Here is a 19,386-nt window from a genome sequence, read left to right on the forward strand (position 1 = left end):
CTCCTCGGAGTGCAGCAACCCCTCCATGTGCCGCCCAGCGCGCCGGCCCGCGTGGTCGTCCTGGCGTCCGGCACCGGGTCGCTGCTGACCTCCCTGCTGAAGGCGGCCGTCGACGACTATCCCGCGCGGGTGGTCGCCGTGGGCGTGGACCGCGAATGCGCGGCCGAACAGATCGCCGCCGACGCCGGCATCCCGTCCTACCGGGTGCCGCTGCGGGACCACCCTGACCGCGCCACCTGGGACGCCGCCATCACTGCGGCGACGGCGGCGCACTCGCCCGATCTGGTGGTCTCGGCCGGGTTCATGAAGATCCTCGGCAACCAGTTCCTGACCCGCTTCCCGGGGCGCGTCGTCAACACCCACCCGGCGCTGCTGCCCTCGTTCCCCGGCGCGCACGCCGTGCCCGCGGCGCTCGAGTACGGGGTGCGCGTGACGGGCTGCACGGTGCACCTGGTGGACGCCGGGATGGACACCGGCCCGGTGCTGGCCCAAGAAGCGGTCACCGTCGCCGACGACGATGACGAACAGACTCTGCACGAACGCATCAAGGTCGTCGAGCGACGGCTGCTGGTGGACGTGCTGGCCGCGGTGGCCACCCGTGGCGTGACCTGGAGTGGACGAAAGGCGGTCTTCGCAAATGAGTGAGCGTAAGCCGATCCGGCGGGCGTTGATCAGCGTGTACGACAAGACCGGGCTGGTGGACCTGGCCCGGGGTCTGCACGACGCGGGCGTGAGCATCGTGTCCACCGGCTCGACCGCCAAGACCATTGCCGGCAGCGGCATTCCGGTGACACCGGTGGAGGACGTCACCGGCTTCCCCGAGGTGCTCGACGGCCGGGTCAAGACGCTGCACCCGCGCGTGCACGCCGGGTTGCTGGCCGATCTGCGCAAGCCCGAGCATGCGGAGGCGCTGGCCGAACTCGGTGTCGAGGCCTTCGAGCTGGTGGTGGTGAACCTCTACCCGTTCACCGAGACGGTGGCCTCCGGTGCCGGTGAAGACGAGTGCGTGGAGCAGATCGACATCGGTGGTCCGTCGATGGTGCGGGCGGCTGCAAAGAACCATCCCAGCGTGGCGGTGGTGACCGACCCGCTGGGTTATGACGGGGTGCTGGCCGCGGTGCGCTCCGGCGGCTTCACCCTTGCCGAGCGAAAGATCCTGGCGTCGTTGGCTTTCCGGCACACCGCGGAGTACGACGTGGCGGTGGCGTCGTGGATGGGCGACGTGCTGGCTCCCGAGGAACCGGCACAGAAGCTGCCCGCGTGGTTCGGTGGCACCTGGCGACGCAAGTCGGTGCTGCGCTACGGCGAGAACCCGCACCAGCAGGCCGCGCTCTACACCGACGACGCGGACTGGCCGGGCCTGGCGCAGGCCGAGCAGCTGCACGGAAAAGAGATGTCGTACAACAACTTCACCGACGCCGACGCGGCCTGGCGGGCGGCATTCGACCACGAGGACACCTGCGTCGCGATCATCAAGCACGCCAACCCGTGCGGGATCGCCATCTCGGCGGTGTCGGTGGCCGACGCCCATCGCAAGGCCCACGAATGTGATCCGCTGAGCGCGTTCGGCGGCGTGATCGCCACCAACAGCACCGTCAGCGTGGAGATGGCCGAGACGGTGGCCGACATCTTCACCGAGGTGGTGGTGGCCCCCGCCTACGAGCCCGGCGCCGTGGAGATCCTGGCTCGCAAGAAGAACATCCGGGTGCTGGTGGCCTCAGAGCCGCAGCCCGGCGGCACCGAGTTCCGACAGGTCAGCGGCGGCCTACTGGTGCAACAACGCGACGCGGTGGATGCGCCCGGCGACAACCCCGCCAATTGGGTGCTGGCCACCGGCGAACCGGCCGACGCCGCGACGCTGACGGAACTGGTGTTCGCCTGGCGGGCCTGCCGGGCGGTGAAGTCCAACGCCATCGTGGTGGTCAAGGACGGCGCCACCGTGGGTGTCGGCATGGGACAGGTCAACCGGGTGGACGCGGCGCGGCTGGCCGTCGAGCGCGGCGGTGACCGCGTTTCCGGGGCGGTGGCCGCCTCCGACGCCTTCTTCCCGTTCCCCGACGGTCTCGAGGTGCTGACCGCTGCCGGGGTCCGGGCGATCGTGCATCCGGGTGGCTCGGTCCGCGATGACCTGGTGACCGAGGCCGCCGCCAAGGCCGGCATCACGCTGTACCTCACCGGCGCACGGCATTTCGCCCACTAGGGCAGGCCGGAGAGCATCCGGCGGCGGACAGTCTGCAGATGCCGCTGCATCGCGGCTCTGGCGCCCGCCGGATCGCGATCGAACACCGCATCGGCGATCTCGCGATGCTCACGGCGGTCGGCCGTTCGGTCCTCGAGCGTGCAGTGGGTCAGTCGGCGGCGGTTGTCTTCCACCATGTCGTGCAGCGCCGCGACCACGGGGTTGTGGGTGGACAGTGCGAGCGCCCGGTGAAAGGCCAAGTCCCAGAACAGCACATCCTCGTGGGTCGTGGCGGCGTCGCCGTTCTCCAGGCAACGACGGATCTCGGCGAAGTCATCGGCGGTCGCAGCCACGGCCACCAGTGCCAGCAGCTCGGGTTCCCAGGCAGCGCGGGCCTCGATGAGCTCCGCCGGGCTCACCACGGCCACCTCGGCGAGAAACGTGCCGCGGCCCACCTGACGCGTCACCCGGCCCAGGCTTTCCAGGACCTGCAACTGGTTGCGGATGTCGTGGCGGCTGCGCCCGAGCAGGGCTGCCAGCGCGCGCTCGGTGGGCACCCGGGCGCCCGGCATCAACGCGCCCGAACGCACCTGTTGGTCGAGGTAGTCCTGCACGGACGGCATCACTGTCCCGTCACCACCAGGCGGACGAAACGGAGGTGCTCGGTCATCGCGGCGGCGGCGCGGCAGCGGTCGCGGTCGATCAGGGCGGCGACGATCGCGTGATGCTCACCGTGGATCGTGGCCCGGTTCTGTGGGGTGAACCCGTCGCGCTTGAGCCGGCCCCAGACCGGGTTGTTGCGGGTGGAGTTCAGGACGTCCACCATGGCCAGGACCTGGGCGTTGTGGGTGGCCGCTGCGAACGCACGGTGCAGCGAGATGTCCCACTGCTCGAACGACTCGTAATCGGTTGCGCTGTCTGCCCGTTCGAGGCAGCGGCGAAGCTCGGCGAAGTCGTCCTCGGTGGCGGCTGACGCTGCCAGTGCGACCACCTGCGGCTCGAACACCATCGAGGCGGACATGATCGCCGCTGGTGTGAAGGTGGCCCGCAGCCGTGGGGATGTCGCGTCGGCGGGGGTGACGAACGTGCCACGGCCGACGTGCCGGGTCACCGTTCCCTCCTTTTCCAGCTGGGCCAGGACGCCGCGGATCCGGGTGCGTGAGCAGCCGAGCTGCTCGGCGAGGCGGCGCTCTGCAGGCAGCCGGCCGTCGGCCTCCCGGGCGGCCCGGACCACATCGTCGACGAGGCGGCGCAGCGCTCGGTCCACGGCAGCTCCCTTCGAACAGGCCCGATCAGCGTAGTTGGCACAACCAATCGCAACCAATTGTCGTGCGTAACTCCGCGGTTAACTTTTCTGGCCGCGCTGGCGACCGTTTCACGTGCATGGTTCGCTGGCGGGGAGGCTATCAACGCACACATATTGGTCGGGATTGGTTCACGCCGATGCCGTCGCGACCACCGACGTCAGGAGACCGGCCGTGATCACCTACCAGGACGCCGCGCTGCCCAAGTTCGGCAAGTACTCCACCCTGGGCATCGGGACGCCCGGTGACGTCGTGGTGGTGGCCGGCCAGATGGGGGCGGACAGCTCGGGTGGGTTTCCGACGTCCGACGGGGCCGAACAGGTCAAGATGGCGTTCGACAACCTGGGGGTGGCATTGGCGGCGGCCGGTCTGGGCTTCGAGCATGTCATCGGCTTCCGCACGTATGTTGTGGGGCGCGAGATGATTCCGGAGTTCATGGCAGGGCGGGTAGAGAAATTCGCCGAGATCTATCCGAGCGGGATCTACCCACCCAACACACTGCTGATCATCGGAGGACTCGTCGAGCAGGAGGCGTTGGTGGAGATCGAGGCGCTGGCAGTCCGGCCCTGATCCGACCGTGACCGGGCGGGCTAAGGTTGACCCGTGGTGATCGCGGCCCGCGTGGCGCTTCTGCTGACAGTCTCGGTGCTGGCCGTGTCCTGCACCCGGTACGTCGAACCCACCCCGGTGGCGTCCGAGGACCTGCTGGCGGCGGGGCCGATGACCAGCGAGCAGGACTGCACGCCGGTGGACGCGCCGCTGACCGACATCGAAGCGGTGGACGACGGGGAACCGATCCTGCGCATCCCGCAGCCCGACGGCTGGGAGCGCTACACCGAGATGGACAGCGACCTGTTCCGGTTCACCATGACCAACATCGACCTGGCCAGCGACGACTTCGCGCCGACGGTGGTGGTGACACTGGAGAGCAAGTCGGGCAAGGAAGATCCGCAGGTGGTCTTCGATTCGCAGCGGGAGTCACTCGAGGTGGGCTTCGGCGCCACCGACCTGGTGGTCACCGAACAGCTGCACTGCGGCCTGCCCGCCGAGCTGATCGAGTACACCACCCCGCCCATCGGGGCCGTCGGAGCCTTGCCGGCACAGGTGCTCATCGTCGTGATGCACACCGAGGACCGCACCTACGCCGTGACCGTCACCAGCCAGACCGACGACCCGCAGAACCCGCAGTACCGCAGCGACACCGAACAGATCCTCGGCGGCTTCCAGATGCTGCCGCCCGCCGGCGGTTAACTGTCCTCCCGGCCGTCTCCGTACAGGTAGGGGTAGTGCGCGCCCGGCGCGATGGTGGCGTACTCGTCGGCCGGTAGCGGACCGATCCGCCACGCCGCGGGCAGATTGCAGGCGATGTCGTAACCGAAGAGCACCGGACCGTTCTCGCGCACCGACCCCAGGAACTCGATCCGGACGCCGTCGTCGCGGACCTGCGACGCATTGCGGTGATCGGAGCCAGGCGGGCCGTATCTCTCCGAGTCGTAGGAGAACCCGGCCGCGTCGAACACCGGGGTCATGTCCGCCACCAGCTGCTCCCACTGGGCGAGATCGAAACTGCCACCGGCAGTGACGAATTCACCGGATCGGTAGCGTCGGCCGACGGTGTGGTTGAACGGTTCCAGGCAGGCCTGCAGCCGTCCCGGGGGAGGCTGGCCGGGGTCGTCGGTGGGCACGTCCGGCAGCACCATCCCCGGTTCGATCCGATTGATGGCGTGTTGCACCTGCGCTCGGAGAGTACGCAGTTCGGCCTGCACCGTCTCCAGGTCGGGGCGGGCGTTGACCGTCTCCTGCAGCCGGTTGAGTTCGGCCTCATCGGGTTTGGCGGCCGGATCGACGTCACGCGCGTCGACACAGCCCGCCGATCCGAGGGCCATCCCGACCGCCAGCGCAACGGTGAGCAGGGTTCGCGGTAACGGGGTCACAAGCCTCACGAGTGGTAGTCGGGGTTCCAGATCGGCCCGCGCGGGCCCTGGATGGTCTGGGGCTCCGGCGGCGGCCCGATCACGGCGGACGGTACGCCGCCCACCACCGCGGCCGTGTTCCTGCAGGGCCGCCGCCGATGAGCCGATCCAGCCGGACGACGCGGCGCCGACCGCGCTGACAGCCTGACCGTGACGCGCCGACAGGGCACTCGGCAAACCGGGAAGATCGACCCGCAGGTTCTTCGGCACCGCCCCCTGTCGCTGACAGCAAACTCTGGAACGCATTCTAGTGCAGCTCCCGTCGGACTCGGCAGCGAATCTCTCCGGTTCAGCGTGACGCGTAGCGGGGCCCGAAAGTGGGCGGAGCCCATGCCAGTTGGATGCAGCAGTCGTAGCGTGGAGGTTGTGACATCACCTAACGATCTGCCCCGCACCATCGGCGAGCTGCGCGCCTCCGGCCACATCGAACGCGGTGTCAAGGAGGAGATTCGGGAGAACCTGCTGGCCCGGCTGGCAGACGGAGACACCGCCGAGACGGTGTGGCCGGGCATCGTCGGCTTCCAGGACACCGTGTTGCCGCAGGTCGAACGAGCTCTCATCGCCGGCCACGACTTCGTGCTGCTCGGTGAACGCGGCCAGGGCAAGACTCGGCTGCTGCGGTCCCTGACCGGACTGCTCGACGAGTGGACCCCCGTCATCGCCGGCTCCGAACTGGGGGAGCACCCGTACTCACCCATCACCCCGGAGTCCATCCGCCGGGTCGCCGAGTCCGGGGAGGACACCCCGATCAGCTGGCGGCACCGCAGCGAGCGCTACACCGAGAAATTGGCCACCCCGGACACCAGCGTGGCCGACCTGGTGGGCGACATCGACCCGATCAAGGTGGCCGAAGGGCGGTCACTGGGAGATCCGGAGACCATCGCCTACGGGCTGATCCCACGGGCCCATCGCGGCATCGTCGCCGTCAACGAACTCCCCGACCTGGCCGAGCGGATCCAGGTGTCGATGCTCAACGTCATGGAGGAGCGCGACATCCAGGTCCGCGGCTACACCCTGCGGCTGCCGCTGGACGTGCTGGTGGTCGCCAGCGCCAACCCCGAGGACTACACCAACCGCGGGCGCATCATCACCCCGCTCAAGGACCGGTTCGGCGCCGAGATCCGGACCCACTACCCGATCGAGCTGGACGCCGAGGTGGGCGTCATCGCCCAGGAGGCGCACCTGTCGGCGCAGGTCCCCGACCACCTGCTGCAGATCATCGCGCGGTTCGCCCGGCTGCTGCGCGAATCGACCTCGGTGGATCAGCGCTCCGGAGTGTCCGCCCGGTTCGCCATCGCCGCCGCCGAGACCGTCGCCGCGTCCGCGCGGCACCGCAGCGCCATCCTGGGTGAGCCGGATCCGGTGGCCCGCGTGGTGGACCTGTCCACCATCGTCGACGTGCTGCGCGGCAAACTCGAGTTCGAGTCCGGCGAGGAAGGCCGCGAGATCGCGGTGCTGGAGCACCTGTTGCGCCGGGCCACCGCCGATACCGCCCAGCGGGTGCTCGGTGGGCTCGACGTCGGCCCGCTGGTGGCCGCGGTGGACGCCGATCAGCCGGTCACCACCGGTGAACGTGTCTCGGCCAAGGACGTGCTGGCGGCGCTGCCCGACCTTCCGGTGATCGACGAGATCGCCGCACGCCTGGGTGCCGATTCCGACGGTGAGCGCGCTGCCGCGGTGGAGTTGGCGCTGGAGGCGCTGTACCTGGCCAAGCGTATCGACAAGGTCTCCGGCGAAGGCGAAACCATCTATGGCTAGACCCAGCCACACATCCCGCTATTCCCGCTACACCGGGGGCCCCGACCCGCTGGCCCCGCCGGTGGACCTGCGGGAGGCCCTCGAGCAGCTGGGCGAGGACGTCATGGACGGCACCTCGCCGCGGCGGGCGCTCTCGGAGCTGCTGCGTCGCGGTACGCCGAACATGACCGGTGCCGACAAGCTGGCCGCCGAGGCTCACCGCAAACGCCGCCAGCTGCTGCAGCGCAACAACCTCGACGGGACGCTGTCGGAGGTCAAGAAGCTGCTCGACGAGGCCGTGCTGGCCGAACGCAAGGAGCTGGCCCGCGCCCTCGACGACGACGCCCGGTTCGGCGAGCTGCAGCTCGAGGCGTTGTCTCCGTCACCGGCCAAGGCCGTCGAGGAGCTGGCGGACTACCGGTGGCGCTCACCTGAGGCCGACCAGAAGTATCAGCAGATCCGCGACCTGCTCGGCCGCGAGATGCTCGACCAGCGGTTCGCCGGCATGAAGCAGGCTCTGGAAAACGCCACCGACGAGGACCGTCAGCGTGTCAACGACATGCTCGACGACCTCAACAACCTGCTGGACCGCAACGCCCAGGGCGAGGCCACTCAACAGGACTTCGACGAGTTCATGGCCAAGCACGGCGAATTCTTCCCGGACAACCCGCGCAACATCGACGAACTGCTGGACTCGCTGGCCAAACGGTCCGCGGCAGCCCAGCGGTTCCGCAACAGCCTCTCGGCAGACCAGCGGGCGGAGCTCGATGCGCTGGCGCAGCAGGCCTTCGGGTCACCGTCGCTGATGAACGCCCTCGACCGGTTGGACTCCCACCTGCAGGCCGCCCGTCCGGGCGAGGACTGGGACGGCTCGCAGCAGTTCTCCGGGGACCAGCCGCTGGGCATGGGAGAGGGCGCGCAGGCGCTGGCCGACATCGCCGAGCTGGAGCAGCTGGCCGAGCAGCTGTCGCAGAGTTACGCCGGTGCCGCCATGGACGACGTGGACCTCGAGATGCTGGCCCGCCAGCTCGGCGACGACGCCGCCGTGGACGCCCGCACCCTGGCCGAGCTGGAGAAGGCCCTGATGAACCAGGGCTTTCTGGATCGCAGTTCGGACGGCAGTTGGCGGTTGTCGCCGAAGGCGATGCGCCAGCTGGGGCAGGCGGCGCTGCGGGACGTCGCCCAGCAGCTTTCCGGCAGGCACGGCGAGCGCGAGACCCGGCGCGCCGGTGCCGCAGGCGAACTCACCGGCGCCACCCGACCGTGGGCGTTCGGTGACACCGAACCGTGGAACGTCACCCGGACGCTCACCAACGCGGTGTTGCGCCGGGCCGGCACCGCGGCCGACGGGCCGCTGGACATCACCGTCGACGACGTCGAGGTGTCGGAGACCGAGACCCGGACGCAGGCCGCGGTCGCACTGCTGGTCGACACCTCGTTCTCGATGGTGATGGAGAACCGTTGGCTGCCGATGAAACGCACCGCGCTGGCGCTCAACCACCTGGTCAGCACCCGGTTCCGATCCGACGCGCTGCAGATCATCTCCTTCGGCCGGTACGCCCGTACGGTCAGCGCCGCCGAGCTGACCGGCCTGGAGGGGGTCTACGAGCAGGGCACCAACCTGCATCATGCGCTGGCACTGGCCACCCGACATCTGCGCCGACACCCCAACGCCCAGCCGGTGGTGTTGATCGTCACCGACGGCGAACCCACCGCGCACCTGGAGAGCTACTCGGCGGCCGACGGCGGCGGCTCGGCGGTGTTCTTTGACTATCCGCCCCACCCGCGGACCATCGCCCACACCGTGAAGGGTCTGGACGAGGTGGCGCGCATCGGCGCACAGGTGACCATCTTCCGGTTGGGTGACGACCCCGGGTTGGCGCGGTTCATCGACCAGGTGGCGCGCCGGGTGCAGGGCCGCGTCGTGGTTCCCGACCTCGACGGCCTGGGGGCGGCGGTGGTGGGGGACTACCTCAAAGCGCGCAAACGGCGGTGAGGGTCGGCTGGGTATCGAGATGGTGACAGGACCAGTATCCTGTGCAGGAAGAAATGCGCACCACTTGCCTGGCTCAGCCCGTCGCCCGCGAGTCTCCGTGCCGCCAGCAATACGAGTGTGGACCGCGAGGTAGCAAGTGAACCACTACGATGGCCAGTTTGACGGCCACGCTGACCTCCCGGAATGCGTGGTGACCGAGCAGTGGCGCGAGACGACGGTGATCGTCTCCTGCGCCGGAGTCATCGACATGGTCACCGCCCCGCACGTGGAGCAGCGACTGGCCGAGGTGGTCAAGAAGGAACCCTCAGCGCTGATCGTCGATCTGCTCGGGGTCGACTTCCTGGCCTCGCACGGGATGAACGTGCTGGCACTGGTGCGCCGTGAGCTCGATCCCGAGGTGAAGTTCGCCGTGGTCGCCGAAGGCCCGGCCACCAGCAGGCCGCTGACGCTGATCGGGCTCAGTGAGGCCATCAACATGTGGCCCACCCTCGACGCTGCCCTGAGCAACCTCGACATCACCCTCGCCGACTGACCCCTGCCGGATGACCAAGCGACCGAATGAGGCCGAGCTGGCCTGGGATCTGGTGGACGAACACCGGGACGCGCTGACCCAGGCGGAGCGCGACATGGCCTACGTCAACCTCGGCGTCGGCGAGTTCACCACCGTGATCCGTGACGTGCTCGGGGCGGTGCTGCGCGAGCAGCGGACGCTGTCGGCACCGCACGCCGCGGAGGTGCAGGCGTGGATCGACTGCTACGCGCTGCACGACGAGTTCCGCGCTCTGGTGGGGTAGTTCGGCCGACAGCCTTTTTTCACGCCGGTTGCGGGTGTGGATCGGCACCAGTCTGGGTAACACCGATCCACGTCGACACCAGGGCGGTGCGTCGGCGGCCCCACTGACACGGCTGAGAAGAGGCACCATGACCACCTTGACCGACTACGACGCTCCCCGGCGCCGCGACGTCGAAGACGCCCCCGCCGATCCCATCCGGGAGGTGGCCTCAGGACTCACCGTGCACGGTGACGCAGGTCTGGACGAGGATCCCAGCGATTTCGCGGAGCTCTTCGAACTGCCCGGTGCGGACCTGTCGGGTGAGGAGCTGGTGGTCAAGATCATTCCCAAGCGCGCCGACGAGTTCACCTGCTCGAGCTGCTTTTTGGTCTACCACCGCAGCCGGATGTCGTCCCCCGACTCGATGATGTGTGCCGACTGCTCGTAATCAGTTGTCGCGCAGCCGGTTTCAGGCCGGCAGCTGATTGGTGTTCTGGTTGCGGCGTTTCTTGCGCTTGATGCCGACGCTGCCCCACAGCGAGAACCCCGTGATGGTCACACTCGGCGCCCCCGGCGCACCGGCGGGCGGCACGTCGTGGGCGAAGGTGCCCATCACGCCGGTGCCGCGGATGGCGACGTTGACCTCCAGGGGCAGCAGGATGGTCTGGCCGCCCATGATCGAGTAGGCATGGATGTCGACGTCTGCGGAGGTGAAATCGGCGTAGCGCAGGTCGATCACGCCACCACCCCAGAGGGTGAAGGTGGTGAGCTTGCGTGGCACATTCCACCGACCGCGGCGTTCGAAACCGCTCATGATCGCCAGCAGTACGGTCGACGGGGCGGGCTTGCCCGCACCGCGGCGCGGAGCCAGCACGCCGGGCAGATCCTCCGACAGCCGCTCCAGCTCTGCGGTGGTGGTGGCCGCGTACGTCTTGGTCAACCGGTCCTCGAACTCCTCGAGGTCCAGCCGGCCCGCGGTGGCGGCGTCGGACAGCAACTGCGCAACCCGCATCCGGTCGTCCTGGATCGGATCTGTGTCGGAGGCTCGAGGTGATGAGTCCCTCGGCGCTGAATTGCTCATCACCGTCGAGCGTACGACGAACGGTGGTGGGCGCAAAGGTCAGCGAACAGAATCAACCCAGCGGGGCCGCCGCTTCTCCAGAAACGCGAGCATGCCCTCCTGCGCCTGTTCGGAGACGAACAGCTGCGCCGACTCGCGTGCCAGCCGATCGGCGTCGGCGTCGAACCCCGCCAGCACGGCGGCCGTGGTCAGGGCTTTCGAAGCGGCCAACCCCTGGGGGGACGCCTTGGCCAGATCGGCGACCACGGCGGCGACGGCGGCATCCACCTCCTCGGCCGCCATCGTCACCAGCCCGATCTGGGCGGCGATCGCTGCGGTGAACGTCTCACCGGTGAGGTAGTAGCGACCTGCGGCGCGCGGGGTGAGCTTCGGGAGCAACGTCATGGAGATGATCGCCGGTGCCACCCCGATGCGCGCTTCGGTGAGCGCGAAGGTGCTGGCCGGTCCGGCCACCACGATGTCGCACGCCCCCACCAGACCGAGCCCGCCCGCGCGCACGTGGCCGTCGACCGCGCCGACCACCGGCAGCGGGCAGGCCACCACGGCGCGCAACAGCGCGGCCATCTCGACCGCCCGGGCCAATGCGGTGTCATGCGGGTCGCCTGCGCTGTTCTCACCGAGGTCGGCGCCGGCGCAGAACGTGCCGCCGGTGTGGCCGAGGACCACCACGCGTACCGCGGGATCGGCCACGGCCCGCTCCAGCCCGGCGTGCAGTTGCTCCACCAGCGCGCTCGACAGCGCATTGCGGTTGTGCGGCGAATCCAGCCGCACGTGGGCGGCTCCGCCCTCGACCCGGTAGTCGACCAGCTTCGTCATCAGTAGGAGCGGGGCAGGCCGAGTGACGTCTGCGCCACGAAGTTCAGGATCATCTCGCGGCTCACCGGCGCGATGCGTGCCAACCGGGACGCCGTTAGCACCGAGGCGATGCCGTACTCCTGGGTGAGGCCGTTGCCGCCGAGGGACTGCACCGCCTGGTCCACCGCACGTACCGACGCCTCCCCGGCGGCGTACTTCGCCATGTTGGCCGCTTCGGCGGCGCCGAGGTCGTCCCCGCTGTCATACAGCGACGCCGCCTTCTGCATCATCAGCTTGGCCAGCTCGATCTCTACGTGGATGGCCGCCAGCGGATGTGCGATGCCCTGGTGGGCGCCGATCGGCGTCTTCCAGACCTGACGGGTCTTGACGTACTCGCTGGCCTTGTTGATGGCGAAGCGGCCCATGCCGACCGCGCTGGCGGCGCCCATGATGCGTTCGGGGTTCAGCCCGGCGAACAGTTGGGCGATCGCGGCGTCCTCGGCCCCCACCAGCGCATCGGCGGGCAGGCGCACCTCGTCGAGGAACACCTGGAACTGGAACTCCGGACTGATGATCTCCATGGGGATCTTGGTGTAGGTCAGCCCCGGGGTGTCGGTGGGCACGACGAACAACGCCGGCTTGAGGTTGCCGGTCTTGTGGTCTTCCATCCGGCCCACCACCAGGACGGCCTGGGCCTGGTCCACGCCGGAGATGTACACCTTCTGCCCGCTGAGGATCCAGTCGCTGCCGTCGCGGCGGGCGGTGGTGGTGATGCGATGGGAGTTGGAGCCCGCATCCGGTTCGGTGATGGCAAAGGCCATGGTGAGGGTGCCGTCGGCGATGCCGGGCAACCAGCGCTGCTTCTGCTCGTCGGTGCCGAACTTGGCGATGATGGTGCCGTTGATGGCCGGTGAGACCACCATCATCAGCAGCGCCGCTCCCGCGGCCGCCATCTCCTCCATGACGAGCGAGAGCTCGTACATGCCTGCGCCGCCGCCGCCGTACTCCTCGGGCAGGTTGACGCCGATGAACCCGAGCTTGCCTGCCTCACCCCACATTTCGTCGGTGTGCTGACCGGCCCGGGCCTTTTCCAGGTAGTAGTCCTGGCCGTAGTTCGCCGCGAACGCGGAAACCGACTTGCGCAACGCCTGACGTTCCGCACTTTCGATGAAACTCATGCTGTTCCTTCACTGTCGACGATCGCAAGCACCTGGCCCACCTCCACCTGTACTCCGGGGCCGACCCGCAGCTCGGTGAGCACACCGTCAGCGGGGGCGTTGACGGTGTGCTCCATCTTCATGGCCTCCAACCAGAGCAGGGGTTGGCCCTTGGTGACCGTGGCCCCCGGCTCGACGGTCACCCGGACCACCACACCCGGCATGGGCGCCACCAGGGAGCCGGACGTGTGTGTGCTGCCCGGTTCGACGAAGCGGGGCACCGCGAGAAGTGCGACCGCGCCCAGCGGGGAGTCCACGAAGACCTCGGTGCCGTAGCGCCGGACGTCGAACGCGATGTCCACGCCGGCGTCGGTGAGGATCACCTGGTCTGGGTCGGCCCGGCGCACGCTCACCCCGTCGTCGGCCGGCAGCCGGACCCCGGCGCGGGTGCCGCGGTAATGCACCTGGTGTCGTTCACCGTCGATGTCGAAGGTCTTGACCTGATCGGCCGACGCCAGGTTGCGCCACCCGCTGGGCAGCGTCGCGACGACGGCCGCGTTGCGGCGGTTGTGGGCTGCCGCGGCCAGTGCGGCGGCGACGGCGGACAGCCGCTGCGCCCGCGGGCCGGCCAGCGGCGCGGCCAGCACGCTCAGGTCGTGGGTGTCGAAGAACGCGGTGTCGGTGGCGCCGTCGCGAAACGCCGGGTGCCGCAGCACGTTCACCAGCAGGTCCCGGTTGGTCCGGATGCCGTGTACCTGCGTGCGCGCCAGAGCGGTGGCCAGTCGCCGGGCGGCCTGGTTCCGGTCGGGTGCGTGAGAGATCACCTTGGCCAGCATCGGGTCGTAGTGGATGGACACCAGTGATCCGTCGGTGATGCCGGAGTCCACCCGCACGCCCTCGGGGACCCCGAAGCGGTGCACCGTGCCCGACTGTGGCAGCCAGCCGCGTGCCGGGTCCTCGGCGTAGAGCCGGGCCTCGATCGAATGGCCCTGTGGGGCAGGCGGTTCGGCGTCCAGCCGGGAACCGGCGGCCACCTCCAGCTGCAGCGCCACCAGATCCAGGCCGGTGGTCTCCTCGGTGACCGGGTGCTCCACCTGCAGGCGGGTGTTCATCTCGAGGAAGAAGAAGTCGCCGTCGTCGTCGGCGAGGAACTCCACGGTGCCCGCGCCGGCGTAGCCGATGGCCGAGGCGGCGGTGTGGGCAGCGTCGAAGAGTCTCTGCCGCATCCCCGGGATGCGCTGCACCAGCGGGGAGGGCGCTTCTTCGATGATCTTCTGGTGTCGGCGCTGGATCGAGCATTCGCGCTCGCCCACCGCCCACACGGTGCCGTGCTGGTCGGCCATCACCTGCACCTCGACGTGATGTCCCCGGGGCAGGTAGCGCTCGCAGAACACCGCCGGGTCGCCGAAGGCCGACTGCGCTTCCCGGCGGGCGGCGTCCACCTGGGCCGGGAGATCGGCCAGCTCGGTGACCACCCGCATCCCGCGTCCGCCGCCACCGGCCGACGCTTTGACCAGCACCGGCAGCTGGGCTGTGGTCACGGTGCCGGGATCCAGTTCCTCGAGCACCGGCACGCCGGCGGCGGCCATGAGTTTCTTGGCCTCGATCTTCGAGCCCATCGCGCGGACCGCGGCCGGCGGCGGACCGATCCAGGTCAGGCCCGCCGCGAGCACTGCGTCGGCGAAATCGGGGTTCTCCGAAAGGAATCCGTAGCCGGGATGCACCGCGTCGGCGCCGGCGGAAGTAGCGGCGGCCACGAGCGCACCGGCGTCGAGATAACTGGGCACCAGCACCCGCAGGTCGGCTTCGGCGACATGGAGGCTGCCGGCGTCGGGCTCGGTGTAGACGGCGACGGTGCCCAGTCCCAGGCGGCGGCAGGTCGCGAACACGCGGCGCGCGATCTCGCCGCGGTTGGCCACCAGGACGTTGGTGATCATCGGGCTCACATCCTGAAGACGCCGAAATTCGACGTCCCCTCGATCGGGGCATTGGCGATGGCGGACAACGACATCCCCAGTACCGTGCGGGTGTCCCGCGGGTCGATGATCCCGTCGTCGTAGAGCATGCCGGAGAGCACCAGCGGCAGCGACTCGGCCTCGATCTGCCCCTCCACCGCCGCCCGCATGGCCGCGTCGGCGGCCTCGTCGAACTGCTGACCGCGGGCTTCGGTGGCGGCCCGGTTCACGATGGACAGCACGCCGGCCAGCTGGGTGCCGCCCATGACCGCAGATTTGGCGCTCGGCCAGGCGAACAGGAAGCGAGGGTCGAAGGCGCGCCCGCACATCCCGTAGTGCCCGGCGCCGTAGGAGGCGCCGATGAGTAGCGAGATGTGCGGCACTGTCGAGTTGGAGACGGCGTTGATCATCATCGAGCCGTGCTTGATCATCCCCTTCTCCTCATACGATTTGCCGACCATGTACCCGGTGGTGTTGTGCAGGAACAACAGTGGGGTGTCACTGCGGTTGGCCAGCTGGATGAACTGGGTGGCCTTCTGAGACTCCTCGCTGAACAGCACCCCGCGCGCGTTCGCGAGAATGCCCAGCGGATAACCGTGCACCCGGGCCCAGCCGGTGACCAGCGAACCGCCGTACATCGGTTTGAACTCGTCGAAGTCCGAGCCGTCGACCACGCGGGCGACGATCTCGCGGGGGTCGAAGGGAGTCCGCAGGTCGGCGGGCACGATCCCGACCAGTTCGTCGGCGTCGAAGAGCGGTTCGTGGACAGGAGCCGGTGCCGGTCCCGCTTTGCGCCAGTTCAAGCGCGCCACGATCCGGCGCCCGATCCGCAGGGCATCGGCCTCGTCGACGGCGAAGTAGTCGGCCAGACCCGAGGTGCGGGCGTGCATCTGGGCGCCGCCGAGCGATTCGTCGTCGGACTCCTCGCCGGTGGCCATCTTCACCAGCGGCGGCCCGGCCAGGAACACCTTGGAGCGCTCGGCGATCATCACCACGTGGTCGGACATGCCGGGGATGTAGGCACCACCCGCGGTGGAGTTGCCGAAGACCAGTGCGATGGTGGGGATGCCCGCGGCCGAGAGCCGGGTGAGGTCGCGGAACTGGCGACCGCCCGGGATGAAGATCTCTTTCTGCGTGGTGAGGTCGGCGCCGCCGGATTCCACCAGCGAGATCAGCGGTAGGCGGTTCTCCAGCGCGATCTGGTTGGCCCGGAACAACTTCCGGATGGTCCACGGGTTGCTGGTCCCGCCTTTCACGGTGGGGTCGTTGGCCACGATCACGGTCTCGACGCCCTCGACCACACCGATGCCGGTCACCAGGCTGGCGCCCACCTGGTAGTGACTGCCGTACCCGGCGAGCGGGCACAGCTCCAGAAACGGCGAGTCCTCGTCGACCAGCAGCTCGATCCGCTCGCGGGCGGTGAGCTTGCCGCGGCCGTGATGGCGCGCGACGTACTTCTCGCCGCCGCCGACCAGCGCCTTGGCCAGCTCGGTGTCCACTTCGGCCAGCTTGGCCGCCATGGCCTCGGCGGCCTGGCAGTAGGCGGCGCTCTGCGGATCCAGGACCGACTGCAGTGCTGTCATGACTGGTAGCCCAGCGTCTTGGCGGCCAGGCTGGTGAGGATCTCGGTGGTGCCGCCGCCGATTCCGAGGATGCGCATGTCGCGGTACTGCCGTTCGACCTCCGATTCGGCCATGTAACCCATGCCGCCGAACAGCTGCACCGCCTGGTGGGCCACCCACTCGCCGGACTCGACGGCGGTGTTCTTGGCGAAACACACCTGCGCGATCAGGTTCGCCTCCCCGGCCAGCTGCTGCTCCACCACGTGGCGGGAGTACACCCGCGCCACGTCGATGCGGCGGGCCATCTCGGCCAGGGTGTTCTGCACGGCCTGCCGGGAGATCAGCGGGCGACCGAAGGTCTCACGGTCGCGACACCACTGGGCGGTCAGATCCAGGCAGCGGGCGGCGCTCGAATACGCCTGTGCGGCAAGGCCGATGCGTTCGGAGACGAAGGCGGCGGCGATCTGCAGGAAGCCGGAGTTCTCGACGCCCACCAGGTTGCGCGCCGGCACGCGCACATCGGTGTAGGACAACTCTGCGGTGTCCGAGGAGCGCCAGCCCATCTTGTCCAGCTTCCGGCTCACCTCGAAGCCGGGGGTGCCCTTCTCCACCACCACCAGCGAGACGCCTGCCGCGCCGGGGCCCCCGGTGCGGCAGGCGGTGACCACGTAGTCGGCGCGTACACCTGAGGTGATGTAGGTCTTGGCGCCGTTGAGGATGTAGTGGTCACCGTCGCGGCGGGCGGTGGTGCTCAGGTGTGCGACGTCGGAGCCGCCGCCGGGCTCGGTGATGGCCAGTGCGCCGATCAGCTCCCCGGCCAGCGTGGGCCGCACGAACGTCTCGATGAGGTATTCGTCGCCGGAGGCGGCCATGTGCGGCACGGCGATGCCACAGGTCATCAGCGACGCGAACACCCCTCCGGGGCAGCCTGATTGGTGCATCTCCTCGCAGATCACCAGGGCATCGGCGCCGTCGCCTCCGCCGCCGCCCACACTTTCGGGGAACGGCGCGCCCAGCAGCCCGGCGTCGGCGGCCACGTGGTGCAGCTCGCGGGGCAGCTCACCGGCGCGCTCCCAGTCGTCGATGTGGGGCAGGATCTCGCGGTCGACGAAGCTGCGCACCGTCTTTCGTAGCTGATCGCGTTCCGGCGTGGTCCAGATGCTCACGGGAGAAACCTCTCGGGGATGTCGACAACACGACTGCGCAGCCACTCACCGACTGCCTTGGCCTGGGGATCGAACCGGGCCTGGTAGGCCACTCCTGCACCCAGGAGATCCTCGATGACGAAGTTCACGGCGCGCAGGTGAGGCAGCAGGTACCGGCGGACGGGCAGGCCGGCGGTTTCGGGTAGCAACCGGCCCAGGGTCTCCACGGTCAGAAAGTGCACCAGCCACCGCCACTGGTCATCGGAGCGCACCCACACCCCGACATTGGCCGCGCCACCCTTGTCGCCGCTGCGGGCGCCGGCCACCAGACCCAGCGCCGCGCGCCGGGTGGGGCCGTGCGGCAGGGGGGTGGGGAGTTCTGGTTCGGGAGCGTCGGCCAGGGGGAGAGTGTCGACGGCGCAGGCGATGTCGACCCGGGAGCCGTCGGCGTGCACCGCGACGTGCGGCACCGCGGTGGCATCGACATAGCCGGGGGTGAACACCCCGTAGACCTGACCGTCGGCCGGCGGCGTGGTGGCGTGAAACCCCGGGTAGCTGGCCAGCGCGAGTTCGACTGCGGCGCCGGAGAATCGGCGTCCCACCGCGGCGGGGTCCGGATCGCGCGCCACGCAGTGCAGCAGGGCGCTGGCGGTTTCCTCGGTCTCGGCGTCGGGATGGTCGGTGCGCGCCAGGGCCCACTGCAGCTCCGCAGGCCGGACCGGCAGCGCCGCCTCCAGTTGGCTGCGCACCAGCGCGGCCTTGGCGTCGATGTCGAGACCGGTGAGGACGAAGGTCATGGCGTTGCGGAACCCGCCGATGCTGTTGAGCGACACCTTCAGCGTCGGCGGTGGGGGTTCGCCGGTGACGCCGGTGATGTGCACCCGGTCGGGGCCGGCGGCGTGCAGGCGGACGCTGTCGAGGCGGGCGGTGACATCGGGGTTGGCGTAGCGGGCGCCGGTGACCTCGTAGAGCAGTTGGGCGGTGACGGTGTCGGTGCTGACCGCTCCGCCGGTCCTGGGGTGTTTGGTGATCACCGACGAGCCGTCGGCGTGGATCTCGGCCAGCGGGAAGCCCGGGTGCATGAGGTCGGGCACCTCGCCGAAGAACGCGAAGTTGCCGCCGGTGGCCTGGGTACCGCACTCGATCACGTGGCCGGCGATCACCGCTCCGGCCAACCGGTCGTAGTCGGTGCGGGCCCAGCCGAAGTGCGCGGCGGCCGGTCCGACCACCACCGAGGCGTCGGTGACCCGTCCGGTCACCACCACGTCGGCGCCACCGGCCAGGCACTCGACGATGCCCCAGGCGCCCAGATAGGCGTTCGCGGTCAGAGGAGTGCCGAGCCCGAGTTCGTCGGCGCGCGCCAGTAGGTCGTCGCCCTCGACGTGGGCGACGGTGACGGTCAGTCCCAGGCGCTGGGCCAGGGCGCGCACCGCCTGCGCCAGACCCGCCGGATTGAGCCCGCCGGCGTTGGTGACGATGCGCACGCCGTGGTCGACGGCCAAACCCAGGCAGGTCTCGAGTTGGCGCAGAAAAGTGGCGGCATAACCGCGGTCGGGGTGCTTGATCCGGTCGCGGCCCAGGATGAGCATGGTCAGCTCGGCCAGATAATCGCCGGTGAGGTAGTCCAGGTCGCCCCCGGTCAGCATCTCCTGCATCGCCGCGAGCCGATCGCCGTAGAACCCGGAGCAGTTCCCGATGCGGACCGCCGGAACCGGCTCAGCCACGTGTC

19 protein-coding genes are annotated in these 19,386 nt (G+C 69.4%); 9 read left to right on the forward strand and 10 right to left on the reverse strand.

Annotated elements, in window-relative coordinates; translation table 11 throughout:
- The first annotated feature begins 9 nt into the window (after positions 1–9).
- Positions 10–645 (forward strand): phosphoribosylglycinamide formyltransferase, encoded by a 636-nt coding sequence (purN, locus tag G6N58_RS13955; protein ID WP_068915241.1) that lies wholly within the window; start codon positions 10–12, stop codon positions 643–645.
- Positions 638–2,200: a bifunctional phosphoribosylaminoimidazolecarboxamide formyltransferase/IMP cyclohydrolase gene (gene purH, locus G6N58_RS13960; protein WP_115278287.1), complete on the forward strand. Its 1,563-nt coding sequence runs from the start codon at positions 638–640 to the stop codon at positions 2,198–2,200. Before purN ends, purH begins: the two co-directional genes overlap by 8 nt.
- On the opposite strand, the gene G6N58_RS13965 is transcribed toward purH, so the two are convergent.
- Positions 2,197–2,802, reverse strand: a complete 606-nt coding sequence (locus G6N58_RS13965; protein ID WP_115278286.1) for a FadR/GntR family transcriptional regulator — start codon at positions 2,800–2,802, stop codon at positions 2,197–2,199. The two genes, purH and G6N58_RS13965, sit on opposite strands and share 4 nt — an antisense overlap.
- Positions 2,802–3,446 carry a FadR/GntR family transcriptional regulator gene (locus G6N58_RS13970; RefSeq protein WP_163908166.1) on the reverse strand — a complete coding sequence of 215 codons (645 nt, stop codon included), beginning with the start codon at positions 3,444–3,446 and terminating at the stop codon, positions 2,802–2,804. The genes G6N58_RS13965 and G6N58_RS13970 overlap by 1 nt, the downstream gene beginning before the upstream one ends.
- Positions 3,447–3,657: 211 nt before the next feature.
- Between G6N58_RS13970 and G6N58_RS13975 the strand changes: the two genes are divergently transcribed.
- Both G6N58_RS13975 and G6N58_RS13980 read left to right on the forward strand, forming a co-directional pair.
- The gene (locus tag G6N58_RS13975; protein WP_068915245.1) at positions 3,658–4,053 is read left to right on the forward strand and encodes a RidA family protein; all 396 of its coding nucleotides are present in this window, start codon (positions 3,658–3,660) and stop codon (positions 4,051–4,053) included.
- A 33-nt stretch (positions 4,054–4,086) separates the two neighbouring features.
- Positions 4,087–4,734 (forward strand): LpqN/LpqT family lipoprotein, encoded by a 648-nt coding sequence (locus tag G6N58_RS13980; RefSeq protein ID WP_115278284.1) that lies wholly within the window; start codon positions 4,087–4,089, stop codon positions 4,732–4,734.
- On the opposite strand, the gene G6N58_RS13985 is transcribed toward G6N58_RS13980, so the two are convergent.
- Positions 4,731–5,426, reverse strand: coding sequence for an LppA family lipoprotein (locus tag G6N58_RS13985; protein ID WP_163908167.1), 696 nt, complete (start codon positions 5,424–5,426; stop codon positions 4,731–4,733). The genes G6N58_RS13980 and G6N58_RS13985 overlap by 4 nt on opposite strands.
- Positions 5,427–5,822: 396 nt before the next feature.
- Here G6N58_RS13985 and G6N58_RS13990 point away from each other — a divergent pair, with 396 nt between their 5' ends.
- From G6N58_RS13990 to G6N58_RS14010, 5 genes are all read left to right on the forward strand, one after another.
- Positions 5,823–7,214 carry a sigma 54-interacting transcriptional regulator gene (locus G6N58_RS13990; protein ID WP_068919557.1) on the forward strand — a complete coding sequence of 464 codons (1,392 nt, stop codon included), beginning with the start codon at positions 5,823–5,825 and terminating at the stop codon, positions 7,212–7,214.
- The gene (locus G6N58_RS13995; RefSeq protein WP_068915250.1) at positions 7,207–9,189 is read left to right on the forward strand and encodes a vWA domain-containing protein; all 1,983 of its coding nucleotides are present in this window, start codon (positions 7,207–7,209) and stop codon (positions 9,187–9,189) included. Before G6N58_RS13990 ends, G6N58_RS13995 begins: the two co-directional genes overlap by 8 nt.
- A 136-nt stretch (positions 9,190–9,325) precedes the next feature.
- The gene (locus G6N58_RS14000; RefSeq protein ID WP_232067859.1) at positions 9,326–9,721 is read left to right on the forward strand and encodes an STAS domain-containing protein; all 396 of its coding nucleotides are present in this window, start codon (positions 9,326–9,328) and stop codon (positions 9,719–9,721) included.
- Between the two features lie 10 nt (positions 9,722–9,731).
- Positions 9,732–9,983 carry a hypothetical protein gene (locus tag G6N58_RS14005; protein WP_068915251.1) on the forward strand — a complete coding sequence of 84 codons (252 nt, stop codon included), beginning with the start codon at positions 9,732–9,734 and terminating at the stop codon, positions 9,981–9,983.
- Between the two features lie 127 nt (positions 9,984–10,110).
- Entirely contained in the window at positions 10,111–10,410 is a 300-nt protein-coding gene (locus G6N58_RS14010; RefSeq protein ID WP_068915252.1) for a DUF4193 domain-containing protein, read from the forward strand.
- Between the two features lie 21 nt (positions 10,411–10,431).
- Here the strand turns inward: G6N58_RS14010 and G6N58_RS14015 are convergent, their stop codons facing one another.
- Genes G6N58_RS14015 through G6N58_RS14045 form a run of 7 tightly spaced genes read right to left on the reverse strand, consistent with a single transcriptional unit; the run spans position 10,432 to position 19,381 of the window.
- Complete coding sequence (locus G6N58_RS14015) at positions 10,432–11,043, reverse strand: DUF1707 SHOCT-like domain-containing protein (protein WP_068915253.1); 612 nt, start codon at positions 11,041–11,043, stop codon at positions 10,432–10,434.
- A gap of 39 nt (positions 11,044–11,082) precedes the next feature.
- Positions 11,083–11,859, reverse strand: a complete 777-nt coding sequence (locus G6N58_RS14020; RefSeq protein WP_115278281.1) for an enoyl-CoA hydratase family protein — start codon at positions 11,857–11,859, stop codon at positions 11,083–11,085.
- Positions 11,859–13,016 carry an acyl-CoA dehydrogenase family protein gene (locus tag G6N58_RS14025; RefSeq protein WP_115278280.1) on the reverse strand — a complete coding sequence of 386 codons (1,158 nt, stop codon included), beginning with the start codon at positions 13,014–13,016 and terminating at the stop codon, positions 11,859–11,861. The genes G6N58_RS14020 and G6N58_RS14025 overlap by 1 nt, the downstream gene beginning before the upstream one ends.
- Positions 13,013–14,932, reverse strand: a complete 1,920-nt coding sequence (locus G6N58_RS14030; protein WP_115278279.1) for an ATP-binding protein — start codon at positions 14,930–14,932, stop codon at positions 13,013–13,015. Before G6N58_RS14030 ends, G6N58_RS14025 begins: the two co-directional genes overlap by 4 nt.
- 5 nt (positions 14,933–14,937) lie before the next feature.
- Positions 14,938–16,533, reverse strand: a complete 1,596-nt coding sequence (locus G6N58_RS14035) for an acyl-CoA carboxylase subunit beta (protein ID WP_115278278.1) — start codon at positions 16,531–16,533, stop codon at positions 14,938–14,940.
- The gene (locus tag G6N58_RS14040) at positions 16,530–17,678 is read right to left on the reverse strand and encodes an acyl-CoA dehydrogenase family protein (protein ID WP_115278277.1); all 1,149 of its coding nucleotides are present in this window, start codon (positions 17,676–17,678) and stop codon (positions 16,530–16,532) included. The genes G6N58_RS14035 and G6N58_RS14040 overlap by 4 nt, the downstream gene beginning before the upstream one ends.
- The gene (locus G6N58_RS14045) at positions 17,675–19,381 is read right to left on the reverse strand and encodes an acyclic terpene utilization AtuA family protein (protein ID WP_163908168.1); all 1,707 of its coding nucleotides are present in this window, start codon (positions 19,379–19,381) and stop codon (positions 17,675–17,677) included. Before G6N58_RS14045 ends, G6N58_RS14040 begins: the two co-directional genes overlap by 4 nt.
- Positions 19,382–19,386: the final 5 nt, after the last annotated feature.

This window comes from Mycolicibacterium tokaiense (genome assembly GCF_010725885.1).
GTDB classification, from domain to species: Bacteria; Actinomycetota; Actinomycetes; order Mycobacteriales; family Mycobacteriaceae; genus Mycobacterium; species Mycobacterium tokaiense.